The following is an 18,291-nucleotide window of genomic DNA, read 5'->3' on the forward strand; positions in this document are numbered from 1 at the left end:
ATTGCGCCTGGCGATGCGAAGCATCGTCCAGTGCAATCCGGGTGAGGGGCCGCGGCAGACAGTGTCACTGTAACCCCTCACCCGGATCGCATCTTTCGATGCGATCCGACCTCTCCCTCCGGGAGAGGTGAAGCGAGACCTTCCGCGCCGGTAAACCGATTCCCGCGCATTTGAATGAATTTTGGTCAGCAAAACTGATTTGCCGATTTTACTGAATTCTCGCGTTTGGTCTCTAGTGTCGGTTCCTGAGGAATTCGGCGTCCTGCCACGAGCGGCGGGACAGCTCGCCGAAGGGCTACCAAGAACTGGGGTTATCGAGATGAACGGGGCGAAGACGCTTCTACAGGATCTGGACGACGCGATCGCGCGCGGCACCGACGAAAGCCGGGCGAAAGCGTTGTGGCACGCGACCGATATCCTGATCACCGGCCGCTACAGCGATGACGAGATCAGCACGTTCGGCGAGGTCATCGGGCGGCTCGCCGACGAAATCGAGGTCGCCGCGCGGGTGCAGCTCTCGGAGGTGATGTCGGCGTGCGACCACGCCCCGTTCAACGTCATCGCAAAGCTCGCGCTCGACGACGAGATCGAGGTCGCCGGTCCCATTCTGCGCGATTCCACGCGTATCGACGAGAAGATGCTGGTCGAGAGCGCCATGACAAAGGGCCAGGCGCATCTGCTCGCGATCGCCCAGCGCCAGTCGATCGGCGAGGCCGTGACCGACGTGCTGGTCAAGCGCGGCAACCAGGAGGTCGTGACGTCGGTTGCGAAAAACGAGGGCGCGCGCTTCTCCGGCTCGGGCCTGTTGCACATGGTGCGCCGCGCCGAGGGCGATTCGATCCTCGCCGAGCAGCTTGGCCTGCGCAAGGACGTACCGCGCCACATCTTCCAGCAGCTGATCGCGAAGGCCTCGGAGGACGTTCGCCGCCGCCTCGAGACCGAGCGGCCCGAGATGATGGCACAGATCCAGAGCTCGGTGACCGAGGTCACCGGCGACCTTCAGTCCAAGTTCGGTCCGTCCTCACGCAGCTATTTCGTCGCCAAGCGCGTGGTGACGACGCAGTACCGCCAGGGCAACCTCAACCAGGATTCGATCTCGAACTATGCGCGCCAGCACCGCTTCGACGAGGTGCAGATCGGCCTGTCGCTGCTGTCGGCGCTGCCGGTCGACGTGATCGAGCGCGCGCTGATGGACCGCAACCGCGAGATGATCCTGGTGCTGTGCAAGGCGCTCGATTTCTCCTGGGACACGACCATGTCGCTGCTGTTCCTCGGCGCCAAGGATCACCTGATCACGGCGCGCGAGCTCCAGGACAATGAGCGTGAGTACGGCCGCCTCAAGATCGAGACCTCGCGCAGCATCTTGAAGTTCTACCAGTCGCGCAAGAACAGCGCGGGTGCCGATGCGGGCCGTCAGCCCGAGCTCCAAGTTCACTGACAGGTACACTGAGGACAAGGGAGTATCTGCAATGTTGCCTCAATTCGGCACCGCGGTTCGCAAGAAGATCAACAAGGCGCCGGCCGCCGATCTCGGCGGCGGTGCGCCGGACAAGGCGTCGGTCGACGTCGCCTGGCTCGTGCTGGAAGCCGCCAACGACCTCGGCGACCACGCCGCGATCGAAGCCTGCCGCCGCGTCATCGACGCTGAGCTGAACGGCACGGTGGCACGCAGCGCGGATGTCGATCTCGTGCTGGGCTATTTCAGGTAAGTCCGTCCGTAGCCCGGATGGAGCGAAGCGTAATCCGGGACCAGCATCGCCGCGGAGCCTCCCCGTGCCATGCCCCGGATTTCGCTGCGCTCCATCCGGGCTACGCGCCCGAGCGCGCTGCCGCGCTCGCCTTCCAGTCTCGCCGGATGCGGTAGATCACGACGTCCTCGCCGTGACGGTTCGTGCTCCGCTCGAGCAGATAGTGCGACTTCTCCAACACGCGGCGCGATGCGCTATTCTCCACATAGACGATGCCGATGAGGGATGGCAGCGCGAGCTGTGACAGCCCGATGTCCGTCAGCGCGCTCGCGATCTCGCTCGCAAATCCCTGGCCCCAGAATTCGCGCTTGAACGCGTAGGCAATCTCGATCTCGTCGACGTCGTCGACGAGGATGTGCCGGATTCCCGCCCGCCCGGCGAATGCCCCGTCTTTCGATCGCAGCGTCCACAGCCCGAAGCCATGCTCGTCCCAATGCGCCATGTTGGTGGCGAGATAGGTCTTCGTGACCTCGGGCGCCCGCACCCCGCCGAGATAGCGGGACACCTCGGCATCGAGATGCAGCGCGACGAGGTCGGTGAGGTGATCTTCGTTCAACCTCTCGGCGGTCAGTCTGTCGGTGCTGAAGTGATCCATTGAAGACAGATAGCTGCATTTTGCACCGGATGTCACCACGCCAGCGGGGACCGCCACGGTCAAGCCTCGGAGACGGCAATCCCGGCGCCGGCGGCGTAGCACGAAAACTCCCGGAGCGTGTGAAATTCTTCACACACACGTACTTCTTCCGCCCTTGCTGTCGTTGGTGGCACAGGAGGGTGCGATCTGGGAAACCAACAAGCTACGCTTCATTGCGGCCGGTACGACCTTTTGCATGGCATTCGGCCTCGCATTGGCAGCATAGTTCGCGCTCAAAAAGGAGCGGAGTGGAGCGGTGCTGGCTCATAAGCCAGCTTGATCCTGGACATGGTCGATCATAGCGGCTGTCTTGCCTGACAGGTCAACCGGCTCGCAGCCGGTCGCGCGTTAGTCGCTAGGGGGCGACGACGGCGTCCTACACTCCGTTGCCAGGCTGTTTCCGCGGAGATGGTCTTCATTGCTTCGTTGCAAGGACTCCTCGCAAGGATGGGTGGAAGCGGCCGGAGCCTAGACGGGGCCGTGCGAGCCGGGCGGGACCATGTAGAGCGTCATCGCGAAGATCGCGTAGATGCAGAGCAGGAGCGCACCGACGAACCAGGCCGATTGTCCGCCGTTGGTGATGAAGCTCGTCACCACGGCGGCGATCATGACCATGGTCACGGCTCCCGGCCAGAATTGAAGGTCCATGGGCTGCGGGCCGACGAAATAGCTCAGCAGCACGAGAACGGGTGCGACGAACAAGGCGATCTGGGATGCGCTTCCGAGCGCGATGCTCACGCTCATGTCGAGCCGGTTCCGGCGTGCCGCGGAAAACGCCACGGCCATTTCGGCCGCAGCGCCGACCAGGGCAACCACGATGAATCCGACGAATGCGGGGGTCATGCCGAGCGTTTCCGCAGCCTTCTGCACCGACTCGACGAAAATCTCGCTCACGAGCGCAACCAGCACCGTGACAATCCCCAGTGTCGGAACGGCGACCGCAACCGGTAGCGCCGGGCCGCCGCCCTCGCCATGGTCGCTGCTCGCAAACAGCTCCTTGTGCGTCTTCAGCGAGAACAGCAGGCTGAGACCGTAGGCCGCGATCAGCAGGACCGCCAAGGCGACGCTCAAGCGCTGCACCGTCGCCTCGTGTCCGGGAAAGTTGAGGTCGGCCACGGCCGAAGGGGATAACAGGGCGATCGTGGCCATCAGCAGCAGCGCGGAATGAAGCCTGCCGCCCGCCCGGTTGTACTCCTGCACGCGATGCCTCAGTCCGCCCAGAAACAGCGATGCGCCCAGCATGAAGAGCGAGTTGGTCACGATCGCACCCGCGATCGAGGCTTTGACCAGCATGTATTGACCGGCCTGCAACGCCGTGACGGCGATGATGAGCTCCGTGAGATTGCCAAGCGTGGCATTCAACAACCCGCCGACTGCATCACCGGTCTTCTCGGCCACGGCCTCCGTTGCGTGGCTGAGCAGGCTCGCGAGCGGCACGATGGCGATCACGGCCAGCACGAACAGCAGCGTATGCGCGTCCGGCATGATGTGCTCGAGCGCGATCACCACCGGCACGACGACCAGCATCCACAGAAGCGGGCTGTGCCGGATTTCCTTGAGCAGCGAATGCATGGTCCGTCCTTCGCGGTCAGGCCTCGACGCTGCCGCCGCAGATGGGTCCGGTATTGATCTGGCTCAATGACCTGCAGGCCCTCGAACCGGCGCGAGGCTCGTCGATCCGACGAGCCTCGCACGCGTCTCAATAGCAGGGCGGATAGGGGTAATATCCACAAGCCCGGCGATAGCCATAGGCACCATAGGCTGCAGCTCCGGCCGCTGCTGCACCATAGTAGGCGCGCCGATGGACCCTGCGATTGACGCCTGCAACGCTTCCGGGCGTGAGTGGGCGTCCGACGCGGGCCTCGGCGGTGTCAACGGACACGGCGAGCGCATCTGCCGGCGAGGTGCGGAACGACAGAGGCGCTGCCGTGAACAGCGCGGCGGTGACGAACAGTCCGATCAGCTTGGCATGTCCAGTCATGTGCTCTCTCCCTTTGCAGGACGACGAGAAAGCGTGACAGGCCGGTGAGGTGGACCATTGACCGAGATCAATGCGGTCGTAGTTCGAGGGGATCGCAAGCATCGCGCCGAGGACGCATCTTGCCTTTCTTTCCACGATGCCATCATGCCGGTGTTTTGCCCGACGGGTCAACTGATTTTCCGAATTTCGGCCGGTTGCCCCATCGACGGTCGGATGACTTTCGCACACGCGTAAGCCATTGATTTCACGACCCCGTCCTACTATGCATGGGGTTGTTTTCGCAGTTTTTGTTTTGGGAGGCTTTAGCCCGCCCCTAAGGCGACCGCGACATTGTAGGTGACGAGGCTCGCCGCATAGGCCAGCACCAGCATGTAGGTGAAGGTCACCGCCATCCAGGCCCAGCTTCCGGTCTCGCGCCGGATCACCGCCAGCGTCGAGGCGCATTGCGGGGCGAAGATGTACCAGGCCAGCATCGACAGAGCGGTCGCGAGCGACCATTTCGTCGCCAGCACCTGGCCGATCTGCTCGGCCGCCTCCTTGCCGCCCTCGATCGCATAGACGGTGCCGAGCGCTGCGACCGCGACCTCGCGCGCCGCCATGCCGGGGATCAGCGCGACCGCGATCTGCCAGTTGAAGCCGACAGGCGCGAGCAGCGGCGCGAGCGCCTTGCCGATCATCGCAGCCAGGCTGAAGTCGATCGCCGGCTCTGTGCTGCCCGCCGGCGGCTGCGGAAACGAGGCCAGGAACCAGATCAGCACCATCATCGAGAAGATCGTGGTGCCGGCGCGCTGCAAGAACATCTTGGCGCGGGTGTAGATGCCGATCGCGATCGATTTCAGCCGCGGCATCTTGTAGTCCGGCAGCTCCAGCATGAACGGCGCCGGCGCATAGTCGCGCAGCATGAAGAATTTGATCAGGAATGAGACCACAAGCGCGCTGGTGATGCCGGCCGCATAGAGGCCGAACATCACGAGGCCTTGCAGGTTGATGAAGCCCCAGACGTCCCTGGCCGGAATGAAGGCGGAGATGATCAGCGTGTAGACCGGAATACGCGCCGAGCAGGTCATCAGCGGCGCGATCAGGATCGTGGTCAGTCGGTCGCGCTTGTTGTCGATGACGCGCGTTGCCATGATGCCGGGAATGGCGCAGGCAAAGCTCGACAACAGCGGAATGAAGGCACGGCCGTGCAGGCCGGCGCCGCCCATGATGCGGTCCATCAGGAACGCTGCGCGCGCCATGTAGCCGAAATCTTCCAAGAGCAGGATGAACAGGAAGATGATGATGATCTGTGGCAGGAACACGATGACGCTGCCGACGCCGGAGATCACGCCGTTCTGAAGGAAGCTCTGGAGCAGGCCGGCGGGGAGGGTGTTGTGCACGAGCTCGCCCAGCGCATCGAAGCCGGAGTTGAGCAGCTCCATCAGCGGCTGCGCCCAGGCGAACACCGCCTGGAACATCACGAACAGGATCAGCGCGAGCACGATGAGGCCGCCGACGGGATGCAGCACGATCGCGTCGATCCGGGCGGTCCAGGTGTCGGGGCTAGCAGGCAGGCTGACGCAGTCGGCAATAATGCGGTCGGCCTCGCGCTGGGTGGCGCGCAGCTCGGAGACGCTGAGCGCGCGCCAGTTGTTCTCCTGCGGCTCGGCGGCGAGTTTTGCCGCAATCTCGTCGGTCAGAGCCAGCAGATCGGCCGTGCCGCCCTTGCGCACCGCGATCGAGGTGACCACGGGCACGCCGAGCTCCTTGGCGAGCCGCTCCACGTCCACATCGATGCCGCGACGCGTCGCGATGTCGAACATGTTGAGCACGAGGATCATCGGCCGTCCCGTGCGCTTGAGCTCGAGCAGCAGGCGGATGGTCAGGCGCAGATTGGTCGAGTCGGCCACGCACAGCACGAGATCGGGCACCGTCTCGCCGGAGGCCTTGCCGAGCACGAAGTCGCGGGTGATCTCCTCGTCCGGGCTGCGGCCGCGCAGCGAATAAGTGCCGGGCAGGTCGACCACGGAGACCTGGCGGCCGAGCGGGGTGACGAAGAAGCCTTCCTTGCGCTCGACGGTGACGCCCGGATAGTTCGCGACCTTCTGCCGGCTGCCGGTCAGGGCGTTGAACAGCGAGGTCTTGCCGCTGTTTGGCGTGCCCACCAGGGCGAGATGCAGCAGGGGTAATTCCATGGGAGGAGCAAATATCCGGCCGCTATCTAAGCGACGATGATGGCCATGGCTTCGCGACGACGAACCGCGATGGTGATGTTGTCGACCCGCACGGCGATCGGGTCGCGTCCGACCAGCCCCTCATGCAGGACCTCGACCTGGGCGCCCTCGACGAAGCCGAGCTCGATCAGCCGGCTCTCGAGCTCGATGTCCGAGAGCGCCGAGCCCGCCTCGCGGGCGGACAGATGCTGGATGACGCCGGTATAGCCACGCTGGGCCAGACCCAGCGGCATGTGCGGGCGCATGTCATTGGTGTCGGTCATGCCCTGTATTTTCAATGCAGGGCATTGAGGTCAAGCGCGCTCGCCCGCCGAAGCTGCACCTTAGAGTGATTTTAAAGTGCAGATCGCGGGGCGCTCCGGGAAAGCGCTCCGGCGGCTACTGGGCCGGGACCTTTTCCGGCTGGACGGCCATGGCGCGGCTCTTGAAGTAGTCCAGGACGAACAGGCGGATCGCCGACGACAGATTGCCCTGCTGGCGGGCGCCGTCGATCTCGCCGACGAGCTCGGACAGCGTCATGTTGCGCAGGCCCGAGATCTCCTTCATGCCGTTCCAGAACGCCTCTTCCAGGCTGACGCTGGTCTTGTGCCCGGCGACGACGATCGACCGCTTCACAACGGGCGACTTCATGGCTGCTCCTCGCGATCGATCCGGTGCTGGTCCAGATGCTCCTTCGCCTGGTCCGCCCGCTTCTCCGCCGCCGACCGCTCCGCCTTCGTGCGACCGAACTTCGCCCGGTTGGCGTCCGCCTGCTTCGCCGAGGCTTTCCGCTCGGCGCGCTTCCTGAAACGATTCAGGTTGATGACGTTCCCCATGCCGTGTCTCCATCACCCGATCCTCTCTGCGCCGGATGAAACATTCAGAAACAGGGCGCCGCATTGCGCCCCAAAAGACTTGATCGCCATTAGCTCGTCCTCGTCAATCGGCCCCTCGGGCCATCAAACGATGAATTAGCCCCGTCAAGGGCAGAGGGGCTGCGTAACACGCCGCCCCGCCGCAACATTGACGGTAATCAAATCCCGCCCTCAAAGCCCTATATTTCTGCGGTTCGGGCGTCCGTATCACTACGGATGGCTATCGGAATTCGGAATTTTATCCCGGGCTGGTCATCTTCTCGGGGCGTACCAGGCGGTCGAATTCATCCGCCGAGACGAAGCCGAATCGCAGCGCTTCTTCCTTCAGCGTGGTTCCGTTGGCATGCGCCGTCTTGGCCACCTTGGCCGCATTGTCATAGCCGATTTTGGGCGCGAGCGCCGTCACCAGCATCAGCGAGCGCTGCATTAGTTCCTTGATGCGCTTCTCGTCGGCGCGGATGCCGCTGACGCAATGTTCGGTGAAAGAGCGCGCAGCGTCCGCCATCAGGCGGATCGAGTGCAGCATGTTGTAGGCCAGCACGGGCTTGTAGACGTTGAGCTCGAAATGGCCCTGGCTGCCGGCGACGGTGATCGCGGTGTGATTGCCGAACACCTGGCAGCAGACCATGGTCATCGCCTCGCACTGCGTCGGATTGACCTTGCCCGGCATGATCGAGGAGCCCGGCTCGTTCTCCGGCAGGATCAGTTCGCCTAGCCCTGAGCGCGGGCCGGATCCGAGCAGGCGGATGTCGTTGGCGATCTTGAACAGGCCCGTCGCCACCGAATTGATGGCGCCGTGAGCCAGCACATAGGCATCGTTCGAGGCCAGGGCCTCGAATTTGTTGGCGGCGCTGATGAAGGGGAGCTTTGTGATCCCGGCAACGTGCTTAGCGAACAGTTTTGCAAAGCGCGGCTTCGAGTTGAGGCCGGTGCCGACGGCGGTGCCGCCCTGCGCCAGCGGATAGAGCTCCTTCACCGCGCCCTTGAGGCGGGTGATGCCGCTCTCGACCTGCGCGGCATAGCCGGAAAACTCCTGGCCGAGCGTCAGCGGCGTCGCGTCCTGGGTGTGGGTGCGGCCGATCTTCACGATTTTGGCGAACTCCTTTTCTTTCTTGCGCAGCGCGCGGAGCAGCTCACCGAGCGCAGGAACGAGATCGGCATTGATGCGGCCTGCCGCCGCGATGTGCATCGCGGTGGGAAAAGAGTCGTTCGACGACTGGCTCATGTTGACGTGATCGTTGGGATGCACCGGCTTCTTGGTGCCGAGCTCGCCGCCGAGCAGCTCGTTGGCACGGTTGGCGATGACCTCGTTGAGGTTCATGTTGGTCTGGGTGCCCGAGCCGGTCTGCCACACCACCAGCGGGAAATGATCGTCGAGGCTGCCGTCGATCACCTCGCGCGCGGCACGGATGATGGCATTGGCGCGGCGCTGGTCGAGCAGGCCGAGCTCGCGGTTGGACTGTGCCGCGGCGAGCTTGACGATGCCGAGGGCATGTACGAGCGAGATCGGCATGCGATCCGTCCCGATGCGGAAATTCTGCCGCGAGCGCTCGGTCTGCGCCCCCCAATAGCGGTCGGCGGCGACCTCGATCGGACCAAAACTGTCGGTCTCGGTACGGGGGGTGGGGCGAGTAGTCTTCGAGCGGGCAGTTTTGGCCATGAGCACATCCATTCCGCCGCGCGAAATGCCGCGCGGGCCTCTTGATATGCTCTTCTATATAGGGAGTCTGGCCGTGAGCGACGGGGGCGGGCCCAACCTAGATCATTTCTTGCGGAAACGATCGAGCCGCACGACTTCGGCGCCGCCCTGGTTCGGGGCCGCCGGCTCCTCCGCGCTTTCCGCCGGCTCAGCGGCAGACGCGGGGACCGCGACGGCCGACGGTGCGGGTGCTGCCGGCAAACTCTCGGGCGCCACCTCGGCGACGTCGGAGGTGTCGAACTGGAGACCGAATTTCACGGACGGATCGAGGAAGCTCTTGATGGCGCTGAAGGGCACCACCAGCCGCTCCGGAATGCCGCCGAAGGACAGGCCGACCTCGAAACGGTCCTCGAGCACGGTCAGATCCCAGAACTGGTGCTGGAGGATGATCGTCATCTCTTCCGGATATTGCGCGAGCAACCGCGACGACAGCTTCACGCCCTCGGCCTTCGACACGAAGGTGATGAAGAAATGGTGCTCACCCGGCAGGCCATGGGCTGCGGCATCGGTCAGCACCTTGCGCAGCACGCCGCGCAGCGCGTCGCGGGCCAGCACATCGTATCGGATATGATCGGTCGCCATCGTGGTCCTGTTGCATCCCCGAAGCCGGACCCTGCCGGTCCGACTCGCCAAGCCGCAATAGTACCGCGCCTGACAGGTCAGCAGGAGTCCCCGCCGTGGAAGAAATCAAAAAGCAAAGTGGAGGCTTCTGTTGCCAGGTGCCTCCGAACCCCGCCTAGCGGAGCTTAACCCGCTAGGACTTTAGAGTGGTCTTTCAAACTGCGTTACGCAGCCTGAGCAACCGGAGCAAAGTTGTCGTTGGCAACTATTGCAGTAGCCCGATAACGGCGGAACAATACCGGGAAAAAGTACGCCCTTTACGCCCTCGTCGATCCTATTTCGCCCCCGCCAAAGCCCGCTCCTAGGGCCAGCCCGTGGGTGGGCTTTGGTGGAGGCGCCGGGTACCGCCCCCGGGTCCGAATGGTTTATTGCGACGACCGTTTATTTCCATAGCCGGCGAACCGGCATCCCCAATATAGGGCGCAAAGCTTTCGAAAAACAGGGCTTTCAAGCGGATTGCCTGCGGTTCCTTTGGATAGGTACCGGCCCGTCTTGGCCATGGCGCGACCCTCGTTCCTAAGCGCCTGACATGTCCCCGGATTCAGCACCGGACGGCGGTTCCGAAGATGCACCGCATCGCAGTCGAGGTGCATCACTGGATGAGCGACAAGCCGTTCACTGACGCCTATGCGATCGCGTAGCTCTCGCCCGCTCCGAACGTGCTTATCGTGACGTTAATCGGCGGCGGCGGCGAGTGCCCTGCGACCGATCGCACAATTGCTGCACTGCTCCTGACCGCGATGGTTGCGGTGATCGCATCGGTTTCGCGCATAATCCACTCTGGTTCCTGCATGCTGGGGGTTTGTTGGGTTTTGCTGGCATTGTGTGATGAAAATCGCTAGGCAGTGATCCGGGCGGGGGATCCAGTTCCAGCCGATTTAGAACAACAGTGCTCGTGACTTACGGGTCGCGGAGGAGACAGGCATGGCCGACACGATGGGCCACTCAGCGACAGCCACGCGAAACACAAAGCTGGCGCTCGGTTTTTGTCTGCTGGCGATTGCGCCGCAGATTTTCGAATTGATCTGGTCGATCGGGACGATCTTCGGCTGGGGCACCGGCCGCGGCCCGGCGACGGTCGTCACCGGCCACGCGACGGCGCTGCTCGCCGGAGCGCCCAGCGCGATCTTCGGGTCGCTCGGGGGCGACGCCAAGAAGGTGCCGTCCGAGGTGCTGCTGGCACTGATCTATTCCTATCCGCTGTTTGTGGTGGCGATCCTCACGCTGTTCATGACGATCCGATCGGCGCAGGACTATGTCGGCGGCATCGTCCTGATGGCGGTCGCCCTGTTCGCGCTATGGGCGTCGAGTGATTTGCAGGGCATGCGCGGCTTCTCCTTCGGCGCAGGGACCGCGCCGCGCATGTTCGGCGGCCTGCTGGTCGCCTTGTCCGCCGGCATCGCCTTGACGGGCCTCCTGACGGAGGGAGCCCCGCTTTCCCATTACTCCTGGCGGGGACCGCTGTTTGTGGTGGCGGCGATCCTCTTCTTTGCGCTGGCGATCCGGCCCCTCGGCCTCGTGGTCACGGCCTTCCTAAGCTTCATGATCGCGGCGACCGGATCGAATGAGACGCGCTGGCTTGAAGCGGCGATCGTCGGCGCCTGCCTGACGGTTGGTTGCGCGATCCTGTTTCCATACGTGCTCGGGCTACCGATGCCGATGTTTCCGCGTTTCCTGATTCAGTGAGGGCGTGATGGATATCTTTGCCAACCTCGCTCACGGCTTCGCCGTCGCGTTCTCTCCGATCAACCTCCTGATGTGCCTGATCGGCGCCCTGGTCGGGACGCTGGTCGGCGTGCTCCCGGGCATCGGCACCATCGCAACGGTCGCGATGCTGCTGCCGATCACCTTTGGATTGCCGCCAGTCGGCGCGCTGATCATGCTCGCCGGCATCTATTACGGCGCCCAGTACGGCGGCTCGACCACGTCGATCCTGGTCAACATACCCGGTGAGGCGACATCGGTCGTCACCGCCATCGACGGCCACCAGATGGCCAGACAGGGCCGCGCCGGCCCGGCGCTGGCGATCGCCGCGATCGGCTCGTTCTTCGCCGGCTGCGTCGCGACCGTCTTGATTGCCGTCCTCGGCGCGCCGCTCACGAAACTCGCGCTGGCGTTCGGCCCGGCCGAATATTTCTCGCTGATGGTACTCGGCCTGATCTTCGCGGTGGTGCTGGCCAAGGGCTCGGTGCTGAAGGCGATCGCAATGATCGTATTCGGTCTGTTGCTCTCGATGGTCGGCTCGGACATCGAGACCGGCGCCTCGCGCATGGCCTTCAACATTCCGGAACTCGCTGACGGCCTCGGCTTTGCGACGGTGGCGATGGGCGTATTCGGCTTTGCCGAGATCATCCGCAATCTCGACGCCGGCGCCGAGATGAGCCGTGATCTCGTGCAGCAGAAGATTACAGGTCTGATGCCGACCAGGAAGGATTTGGTCGACTCGACGCCCGCGATCCTGCGCGGCACCGTGCTCGGCTCGATCCTCGGCATCCTGCCCGGCGGTGGTGCGACAATCGCATCATTCGGGGCCTATACGCTCGAGAAGAAGCTCGCCAAGAATCCGTCGCAGTTCGGTCGCGGCGCGATCGAAGGCGTGGCCGGGCCGGAGAGCGCCAACAACGCCGCCGCGCAGACCTCCTTCATCCCGCTGCTCACCCTCGGCATCCCGCCGAACGCGGTGATGGCGCTGATGGTGGGCGCGATGACCATCCACGGCATCGTGCCGGGTCCGCAGGTGATGCAGAAGCAGCCGGATCTCGTCTGGGGCATGATCGCCTCGATGTGGATCGGCAATCTGATGCTGATCATCATCAACCTGCCGCTGGTCGGAATCTGGGTGCGGCTGCTGCGCGTGCCGTACCGGCTGATGTTCCCCTCGATCGTGATCTTCTGCGCGATCGGCATCTATTCGGTGAACAACGCGCCGGTCGACGTCATCCTCGCAGGTGTGTTCGGCCTCGTCGGTTACTGGCTGATCAAGCACGATTTCGAGCCGGCGCCGCTGCTGCTCGGCATGGTGCTGGGACCGCTGATGGAAGAGAACCTGCGCCGTGCGCTGCTGATCTCACGCGGCGACTGGAGCGTGTTCCTGACGCGTCCGTTGTCGGCCGTGCTGCTCGCGATCGCGGCGACCCTCCTTGTCCTTACGGTGCTACCGATCTTGCGCGCCAAGCGCGATGAGGTGTTCACCGAGTCCGAGAACTGAGGCGTTGCGCCCTGCGTCGGCGCCGCGCCCTGCGTCGGCGCGCCGCATTCGGAAGTCGAATCGACTTGTGTGACGGCTTCGTGAAATGAAAATGCCGGCCTTGTGGCCGGCATTTTTGTTTGTTTCCCGGAGATCGAGATGACTGTCATTCGCGCGCTTGCGGGCGCATGTGCCGCGGCGTTCGCATCGTTGTGCGTCCATGCCGCACCGGCTGAGGCGCAGACCTATCCGACGCGCAGCATCACCATGATCGTGCCGTTCGCGGCCGGCGGACCGACCGACGTCGTCGCGCGCATCGTCACCGCGCACATGGCGCAGACGCTGGGGCAGAGCATCATCATCGAGAACGTGGTCGGCGCCGGCGGCACCACCGCCACAACGCGCGCCGCGCGTGCGGCCAATGACGGCTATACGCTCATCACCGGACATATGGGCACGCATGCCGCCTCCGTGCCGCTCTATCCGAAACTCGCCTATCATCCCGAGAAGGACTTCGAGCCGGTCGCGCTGCTCGCGGGCACGCCGATCCTGATCCTGGCGCGCAAGGATTTTCCGCCGAAGGACCTCAAGGAGTTCGTCACCTATGTGAAGGCGAATGTGGAGAAGGTGAATGCCGCGCATGCCGGCGTCGGCTCGGTCTCGCACGCCTCATGCGAGCTTCTGCACTCCATCCTCGACATCAAACCGGTCGGTGTGCCCTTCAATGGCACGGGTCCCGCGATGAACGCGCTGGTGGCGGGACAGGTCGACTACATGTGCGACCAGATCGTCAACGCCGTCCCGCAGATCAATGCCGGCACCATCAAGGCCTATGCGATCGCAACAGCGGAGCGCAATCCGTCGCTGCCGAACGTGCCGACGACGGCGGAAGCCGGCCTGCCGGCATTCCAGGCCCAGGCCTGGAATGCGATGTTCGCACCGAAGGGAACCTCGCCGGCGGTCGTGGCGAGCCTGAACGCCGCCGCCATCAAGGCGCTCGACGACGAGACCGTGCGCAAGCGCCTGCTCGAGCTCGGCAGCGTCATTCCGGGCCCTAAGGACCGTACGCCGGAGGCGCTGGCGGCCCTCGTCAAGAACGAGATCGCGAAGTGGAGCCCGGTGCTCAAGCCGGCAACTTAGCCAGCAGTATCAAGCTGATAGGTGAGGGGCGGAATGCCGAGTTCCGCCCCTTGTCGTTTGCGCCGGGAACGCTCACTTTTCCGGGTATAATCGACGCGGACAGCGAATCGCCGCTGTCGCAGCGCAGAGGCGGCCGTTAAGTTTCCCGCCTCCCCAAAGGCTCACGACACATGCACCAGTATCAGGACCTGCTCGAGCGGATTCTTTCAGACGGCGCCGAGAAGACCGATCGGACCGGCACCGGCACGCTGTCGGTGTTCGGCCACCAGATGCGCTTCAATCTGTCCGCCGGCTTTCCGATGCTGACCACCAAGCGGCTGCCGCTGAAGGCGATCGTGCATGAGCTGCTCTGGTTCCTGAAGGGCGACACCAACATCAAATATCTGCGCGACAACGGCGTCACCATCTGGGACGAATGGGCCGATGCCAATGGCGATCTCGGCCCGGTCTACGGCCATCAGTGGCGCTCCTGGCCCGCGCCTGATGGCCGCAGCATCGACCAGATCGCGAACGTCGTCGACATGATCAAGCGCAATCCGGACTCGCGCCGCCTGATCGTCTCGGCCTGGAATCCGGCCGAGGTCGACAAGATGGCGCTGCCGCCGTGCCACTGCTTGTTCCAGTTCTACGTCGCCAATGGCAAGCTGTCGTGCCAGCTCTATCAGCGCTCGGCCGATGTGTTCCTCGGCGTGCCCTTCAACATCGCCTCCTATTCACTGCTGACGATGATGGTCGCGCAGGTCACTGGCCTGAAGCCGGGCGACTTCGTGCATTCGTTCGGCGATACGCATCTCTATTCCAACCATCTGGAGCAGGCGAAGCTCCAGCTCACCCGCGCGCCGCGCGCGCTGCCGGTGATGCGGATCAATCCCGAGGTGAAGGACATCTTCTCCTTCCGCTTCGAGGATTTCGAGCTCGTCGGCTATGATCCGCATCCGCACATCAAGGCGGAAGTTGCGGTCTAGCGTCCTATGTCGCTCAACATCCGCCGCGTGCGACCGGGAGAAGCCGGGCTCGTTCTTTCCTTCATCCGCGAGCTCGCCGAATACGAGACGCTTTCGCACGAGGTCGAGGCGACCGAGGCTGACATCGCGGACGCGCTGTTCGGCGACAGGCCGCAACTCTATTGCGCGATCGCCGAGTGGAACGGCGAGTCGGTCGGTTTTGCGGTGTGGTTTGCGAACTTCTCCACTTTCAGCGGCCGGCACGGCATCTATCTCGAAGACCTCTATGTGCGACCGTCGCATCGGGGCAGGGGCCTCGGCAAGGCGCTGCTGGTCTATCTCGCGAAGGAATGCGTCGATAACGGCTGGTCGCGCCTGCAATGGGCGGTGCTCGACTGGAACGCGCCGTCGATCGCGTTCTACAAATCGCTCGGTGCCGTCATGATGGACGACTGGACGCTGTGTCGCGTCACCGGGCCGGCGCTGACACGGCTTGCCGGGAGCGCGTCCTGATGGAGATCGTCTTCGTTGTCGCGATCGCCGAGAACGGAATCATCGGCGCAGGCAACGCGATCCCGTGGCGCTTGAAATCCGACATGGCGCGCTTTAAGGCGCTCACGATCGGCAAGCCTGTGATCATGGGTCGCAAGACCTTCGAATCCCTGCGCCGTCCGCTGCCGGGCCGCACCAACATCGTGATCACGCGCGATGCGGGTTATCGCGCTATCGGGGCCATCGTCACGACATCGGCGGCGGATGCAAACGAGGTTGCGCGGGGCGACGCCCTGCGGCGTTCGGTCGCCGAGATCGCGGTGATCGGCGGCGCCGAGATCTATCGGCAGTTGCTCGATCGCGCCGATCGGCTCGAAATCACTGAAGTGCATGCGCGGCCCGAAGGCGACACGCATTTCGACATCGACAAGGCGGAGTGGGATGAGGTGGCACGCATCCGGCATCCTGCCGGCCCCGACGACAGCGCCGACTTCTCCTATGTGACATATCGTCGGCGGGCGGGCCATTAACCGCATTCGCCAATGTTTACATTGACTTTTTCGTGCCCGAGCATAGCTCGGAAGACAGTCAGGGCTGCGTTGTAAGGGACCTGCCCGTCCCCTATAAAGCCGGACCGGACAAGCGGGCGGGGGTTATTTCCACCCTGCCGAGGAGAGCGTCGTATGCCGTGGAAGAATCAGGGCGGTGGCCCGTGGGGCTCGGGTCCAAAGGGACCATGGGGCTCAGGCCCGCAACCGGTCGGGCCGAGGCCGCCGGATCTGGAAGACCTTCTGCGACGCGGCCAGGACCGCCTCCAGCAGATCATGCCGGGCGGCTATTTCTCCGGCCTCGGCATCACGCTGATCATCCTGCTCATCGTCGCGTTCTGGCTGCTGTCGGGCTTCTTCCGCGTGCAGTCCGAAGAGCTCGGTGTCGTGCTGCGCTTCGGCAAGCACGTCCGCACGGTGCAGCCGGGCCTGAATTACCATCTGCCCTATCCGATCGAGACAGTACTGCTGCCCAAGGCGCTACGCGTCAACACCATCTCCATCGGCATGACGCTGATCGACGATCCGGCGCGGCGCGGCCGCTCCATACGTGACGTCCCGGAAGAGAGCCTGATGCTGACCGGCGACGAAAATATCGTCGACGTCGACTTCACCGTGCTCTGGCGCATCAAGCCGGATGGCGTCGGCGACTTCCTCTTCAACATCCAGAATCCCGAAGGCACCGTGAAGGCAGTCGCCGAGAGCGCGATGCGCGAGGTGATTGGCCGCTCGCAGATCCAGCCGATCCTGACCGGCGCGCGCAATGTCACCGAACAGGGCGTGCAGGAGCTGATCCAGAAGACCCTCGACAGCTATGGCGCGGGCATTCAGATCACCCAGGTGCAGATGCAGAAGGTCGATCCGCCGGCGCAGGTGATCGACGCCTTCCGCGACGTGCAGGCTGCGCGCGCCAATCTCGAGCAGCTGCAAAACGAGGCGCAGACCTATGCCAACCAGGTGGTCCCGCAGGCGCGCGGACGGGCGGCCAAGATCCTCCAGGACGCCGAAGGCTACAAGGAGCAGGCGGTCGCCGAGGCCAAGGGCCAGAGCGCGCGCTTCCTGAAGGTGTACGAGGAATACAAGAAGGCGCCCGACGTGACGCGTGAACGGATTTATCTGGAAACGATGGAGCGTGTGCTCGGCGGCGCCGACAAGCTCGTCTATGACGGCGGCTCCACGGGTCAGGGTGTCGTGCCCTATCTGCCGCTTCCCGAGCTGGCGCCGAAGCGGCAGCCTACGACCGGTCCGCAGTCGAGCGGAGGCAACCGATGAGGTCTCCGGTTACAGGTTTCGTCACGCTACTCGGACTGCTCCTGGTCCTGATCGTGGCCTATATGTCGCTGTTCACGGTTCAGCAGACCGAGCAGACCATCGTGCTGCGCTTCGGTGAACCCATCGACGTCGTCACCGCGCCCGGCCTGCACTTCAAGGCGCCGTGGAATTCGGTGATCAACATCGACAAGCGCATCCTCGATCTTGAGAACCCGTCGCAGGAAGCGATCGCCTCGGACCAGAAGCGGCTGGTGGTCGACGCCTTCGCGCGCTACCGGATCAAGAACGCGCTGCGCTTCTATCAGAGCGTCGGCTCGATCCAGGCCGCCAACATCCAGCTCACCACGCTCCTGAACGCGGCGCTGCGCCGCGTGCTCGGCGAAGTCACCTTCATCAACGTGGTGCGCGACGACCGCGAAAAGCTCATGCTGCGCATCCGCGACCAGCTCGACCGCGAGGCCGATGGCTACGGCATTCAGGTCGTCGACGTCCGGATCCGCCGCGCCGACCTGCCCGAGCAGAACAGCCAGGCGGTTTACCAGCGCATGAAGACCGAGCGTGAGCGCGAGGCCGCCGAGTTCCGTGCACAGGGTGGCCAGAAGGCTCAGGAGATCAAGTCCAAGGCCGACCGCGAGGCAACCGTCATCGTCGCAGAAGCCAATTCGCAGGCTGAGCAGACCCGCGGTGCGGGCGATGCTGAGCGCAACCGCCTGTTTGCGGAAGCCTACAGCAAGGACGCCGACTTCTTCGCCTTCTACCGGTCGATGACGGCCTATGAGAACGGGTTGCGTTCGAACGACACCCGCTTCCTGCTGCGGCCGGACTCGGATTTCTTCCGGTACTTCGGTAGCCCGTCCGGCAAGACGGCGACCGAGACGCCGGCAAAGCCGTAAGCTAGACAAGGGCGGCCGGTCTGGCCGCCCTTTGTCCAGACAAGAGCAGCATAACGGGAGGTTCC

General features: G+C 64.0%; 19 protein-coding genes, 1 other RNA gene and 1 pseudogene. 11 read left to right on the forward strand and 10 right to left on the reverse strand.

All coding sequences use genetic code 11. The features are described 5' to 3' along the window. Positions 1-319 precede the first annotated feature (319 nt). Both AAE027_RS09220 and AAE027_RS09225 read left to right on the forward strand, forming a co-directional pair. Positions 320-1,438: a DUF2336 domain-containing protein gene (locus AAE027_RS09220; protein WP_176945292.1), complete on the forward strand. Its 1,119-nt coding sequence runs from the start codon at positions 320-322 to the stop codon at positions 1,436-1,438. 31 nt (positions 1,439-1,469) lie between these two features. Continuing rightward, positions 1,470-1,709, forward strand: a complete 240-nt coding sequence (locus tag AAE027_RS09225) for a hypothetical protein (protein WP_091879060.1) — start codon at positions 1,470-1,472, stop codon at positions 1,707-1,709. Positions 1,710-1,809: 100 nt separating this feature from the next. Here AAE027_RS09225 and AAE027_RS09230 read toward each other — a convergent pair whose 3' ends face one another. The 10 genes from AAE027_RS09230 to ssrA form a co-directional block, all read right to left on the reverse strand. Continuing rightward, entirely contained in the window at positions 1,810-2,343 is a 534-nt protein-coding gene (locus AAE027_RS09230) for a GNAT family N-acetyltransferase (protein WP_370990889.1), read from the reverse strand. 507 nt (positions 2,344-2,850) lie between these two features. Next, positions 2,851-3,954, reverse strand: a complete 1,104-nt coding sequence (cax, locus tag AAE027_RS09235; RefSeq protein WP_370990864.1) for a calcium/proton exchanger — start codon at positions 3,952-3,954, stop codon at positions 2,851-2,853. A gap of 127 nt (positions 3,955-4,081) precedes the next feature. Next, positions 4,082-4,363: a hypothetical protein gene (locus AAE027_RS09240; protein ID WP_370990865.1), complete on the reverse strand. Its 282-nt coding sequence runs from the start codon at positions 4,361-4,363 to the stop codon at positions 4,082-4,084. A 302-nt stretch (positions 4,364-4,665) separates the two neighbouring features. Continuing rightward, positions 4,666-6,537 (reverse strand): ferrous iron transporter B, encoded by a 1,872-nt coding sequence (gene feoB, locus AAE027_RS09245; RefSeq protein ID WP_370990866.1) that lies wholly within the window; start codon positions 6,535-6,537, stop codon positions 4,666-4,668. Between the two features lie 26 nt (positions 6,538-6,563). Next, a complete protein-coding gene (locus AAE027_RS09250) occupies positions 6,564-6,839 on the reverse strand; it encodes a FeoA family protein (RefSeq protein ID WP_091879050.1) in 276 nt (91 codons plus the stop codon). Between the two features lie 115 nt (positions 6,840-6,954). Beyond that, positions 6,955-7,206 (reverse strand): ribbon-helix-helix domain-containing protein, encoded by a 252-nt coding sequence (locus AAE027_RS09255; RefSeq protein WP_084805126.1) that lies wholly within the window; start codon positions 7,204-7,206, stop codon positions 6,955-6,957. Then, the gene (locus AAE027_RS09260) at positions 7,203-7,391 is read right to left on the reverse strand and encodes a DUF4169 family protein (protein WP_370990868.1); all 189 of its coding nucleotides are present in this window, start codon (positions 7,389-7,391) and stop codon (positions 7,203-7,205) included. Before AAE027_RS09260 ends, AAE027_RS09255 begins: the two co-directional genes overlap by 4 nt. A 277-nt stretch (positions 7,392-7,668) precedes the next feature. Further along, positions 7,669-9,102: a class II fumarate hydratase gene (gene fumC, locus AAE027_RS09265; RefSeq protein ID WP_370990869.1), complete on the reverse strand. Its 1,434-nt coding sequence runs from the start codon at positions 9,100-9,102 to the stop codon at positions 7,669-7,671. 90 nt (positions 9,103-9,192) lie between these two features. Continuing rightward, the gene (locus AAE027_RS09270) at positions 9,193-9,711 is read right to left on the reverse strand and encodes an SspB family protein (RefSeq protein ID WP_091879040.1); all 519 of its coding nucleotides are present in this window, start codon (positions 9,709-9,711) and stop codon (positions 9,193-9,195) included. Positions 9,712-9,827: 116 nt separating this feature from the next. Then, positions 9,828-10,195, reverse strand: a transfer-messenger RNA (tmRNA) gene (gene ssrA, locus AAE027_RS09275). Between the two features lie 109 nt (positions 10,196-10,304). On the opposite strand from ssrA, the pseudogene AAE027_RS09280 reads away from it, so the two are divergent. The 9 genes and pseudogenes from AAE027_RS09280 to hflC form a co-directional block, all read left to right on the forward strand. Further along, positions 10,305-10,579 (forward strand): annotated as a pseudogene (locus tag AAE027_RS09280) (chromate transporter); the annotation flags it as partial. A 95-nt stretch (positions 10,580-10,674) separates the two neighbouring features. After that, entirely contained in the window at positions 10,675-11,436 is a 762-nt protein-coding gene (locus AAE027_RS09285; RefSeq protein WP_370990870.1) for a tripartite tricarboxylate transporter TctB family protein, read from the forward strand. 7 nt (positions 11,437-11,443) lie between these two features. After that, positions 11,444-12,958 carry a tripartite tricarboxylate transporter permease gene (locus tag AAE027_RS09290; RefSeq protein WP_370990872.1) on the forward strand — a complete coding sequence of 505 codons (1,515 nt, stop codon included), beginning with the start codon at positions 11,444-11,446 and terminating at the stop codon, positions 12,956-12,958. Positions 12,959-13,096: 138 nt separating this feature from the next. Next, entirely contained in the window at positions 13,097-14,077 is a 981-nt protein-coding gene (locus tag AAE027_RS09295; RefSeq protein ID WP_370990874.1) for a tripartite tricarboxylate transporter substrate binding protein BugD, read from the forward strand. Between the two features lie 170 nt (positions 14,078-14,247). Further along, the gene (locus tag AAE027_RS09300) at positions 14,248-15,042 is read left to right on the forward strand and encodes a thymidylate synthase (protein WP_091879028.1); all 795 of its coding nucleotides are present in this window, start codon (positions 14,248-14,250) and stop codon (positions 15,040-15,042) included. 6 nt (positions 15,043-15,048) lie between these two features. Then, a complete protein-coding gene (locus tag AAE027_RS09305; RefSeq protein ID WP_370990876.1) occupies positions 15,049-15,534 on the forward strand; it encodes a GNAT family N-acetyltransferase in 486 nt (161 codons plus the stop codon). Beyond that, positions 15,534-16,043 (forward strand): dihydrofolate reductase, encoded by a 510-nt coding sequence (locus tag AAE027_RS09310; RefSeq protein ID WP_370990877.1) that lies wholly within the window; start codon positions 15,534-15,536, stop codon positions 16,041-16,043. Before AAE027_RS09305 ends, AAE027_RS09310 begins: the two co-directional genes overlap by 1 nt. Positions 16,044-16,196: 153 nt before the next feature. Continuing rightward, a complete protein-coding gene (gene hflK, locus AAE027_RS09315) occupies positions 16,197-17,333 on the forward strand; it encodes an FtsH protease activity modulator HflK (RefSeq protein WP_091879018.1) in 1,137 nt (378 codons plus the stop codon). Continuing rightward, positions 17,330-18,226 (forward strand): protease modulator HflC, encoded by an 897-nt coding sequence (gene hflC, locus AAE027_RS09320; RefSeq protein WP_370990878.1) that lies wholly within the window; start codon positions 17,330-17,332, stop codon positions 18,224-18,226. The genes hflK and hflC overlap by 4 nt, the downstream gene beginning before the upstream one ends. Positions 18,227-18,291 lie beyond the last annotated feature (65 nt).

Source organism: Bradyrhizobium sp. DN3, from assembly GCF_041357655.1.
In the GTDB taxonomy this organism is placed as follows: Bacteria; Pseudomonadota; Alphaproteobacteria; order Rhizobiales; family Xanthobacteraceae; genus Bradyrhizobium.

Excerpts from the sequence above, each read along its gene's own strand:
- AAE027_RS09240 (WP_370990865.1), bottom strand. The coding sequence starts at position 4,363 with ATGACTGGACATGCCAAGCTGATCGGACTGTTCGTCACCGCCGCGCTG.
- AAE027_RS09295 (WP_370990874.1), top strand. The coding sequence starts at position 13,097 with ATGACTGTCATTCGCGCGCTTGCGGGCGCATGTGCCGCGGCGTTCGCA.
- feoB (WP_370990866.1), bottom strand. The coding sequence starts at position 6,537 with ATGGAATTACCCCTGCTGCATCTCGCCCTGGTGGGCACGCCAAACAGC.
- AAE027_RS09285 (WP_370990870.1), top strand. The coding sequence starts at position 10,675 with ATGGCCGACACGATGGGCCACTCAGCGACAGCCACGCGAAACACAAAG.
- AAE027_RS09230 (WP_370990889.1), bottom strand. The coding sequence starts at position 2,343 with ATGGATCACTTCAGCACCGACAGACTGACCGCCGAGAGGTTGAACGAA.
- cax (WP_370990864.1), bottom strand. The coding sequence starts at position 3,954 with ATGCATTCGCTGCTCAAGGAAATCCGGCACAGCCCGCTTCTGTGGATG.
- AAE027_RS09290 (WP_370990872.1), top strand. The coding sequence starts at position 11,444 with ATGGATATCTTTGCCAACCTCGCTCACGGCTTCGCCGTCGCGTTCTCT.
- AAE027_RS09225 (WP_091879060.1), top strand. The coding sequence starts at position 1,470 with ATGTTGCCTCAATTCGGCACCGCGGTTCGCAAGAAGATCAACAAGGCG.
- hflK (WP_091879018.1), top strand. The coding sequence starts at position 16,197 with ATGCCGTGGAAGAATCAGGGCGGTGGCCCGTGGGGCTCGGGTCCAAAG.
- fumC (WP_370990869.1), bottom strand. The coding sequence starts at position 9,102 with ATGGATGTGCTCATGGCCAAAACTGCCCGCTCGAAGACTACTCGCCCC.
- AAE027_RS09220 (WP_176945292.1), top strand. The coding sequence starts at position 320 with ATGAACGGGGCGAAGACGCTTCTACAGGATCTGGACGACGCGATCGCG.
- AAE027_RS09260 (WP_370990868.1), bottom strand. The coding sequence starts at position 7,391 with ATGGGGAACGTCATCAACCTGAATCGTTTCAGGAAGCGCGCCGAGCGG.
- AAE027_RS09300 (WP_091879028.1), top strand. The coding sequence starts at position 14,248 with ATGCACCAGTATCAGGACCTGCTCGAGCGGATTCTTTCAGACGGCGCC.
- AAE027_RS09270 (WP_091879040.1), bottom strand. The coding sequence starts at position 9,711 with ATGGCGACCGATCATATCCGATACGATGTGCTGGCCCGCGACGCGCTG.
- AAE027_RS09250 (WP_091879050.1), bottom strand. The coding sequence starts at position 6,839 with ATGACCGACACCAATGACATGCGCCCGCACATGCCGCTGGGTCTGGCC.
- AAE027_RS09310 (WP_370990877.1), top strand. The coding sequence starts at position 15,534 with ATGGAGATCGTCTTCGTTGTCGCGATCGCCGAGAACGGAATCATCGGC.
- AAE027_RS09255 (WP_084805126.1), bottom strand. The coding sequence starts at position 7,206 with ATGAAGTCGCCCGTTGTGAAGCGGTCGATCGTCGTCGCCGGGCACAAG.
- hflC (WP_370990878.1), top strand. The coding sequence starts at position 17,330 with ATGAGGTCTCCGGTTACAGGTTTCGTCACGCTACTCGGACTGCTCCTG.
- AAE027_RS09305 (WP_370990876.1), top strand. The coding sequence starts at position 15,049 with ATGTCGCTCAACATCCGCCGCGTGCGACCGGGAGAAGCCGGGCTCGTT.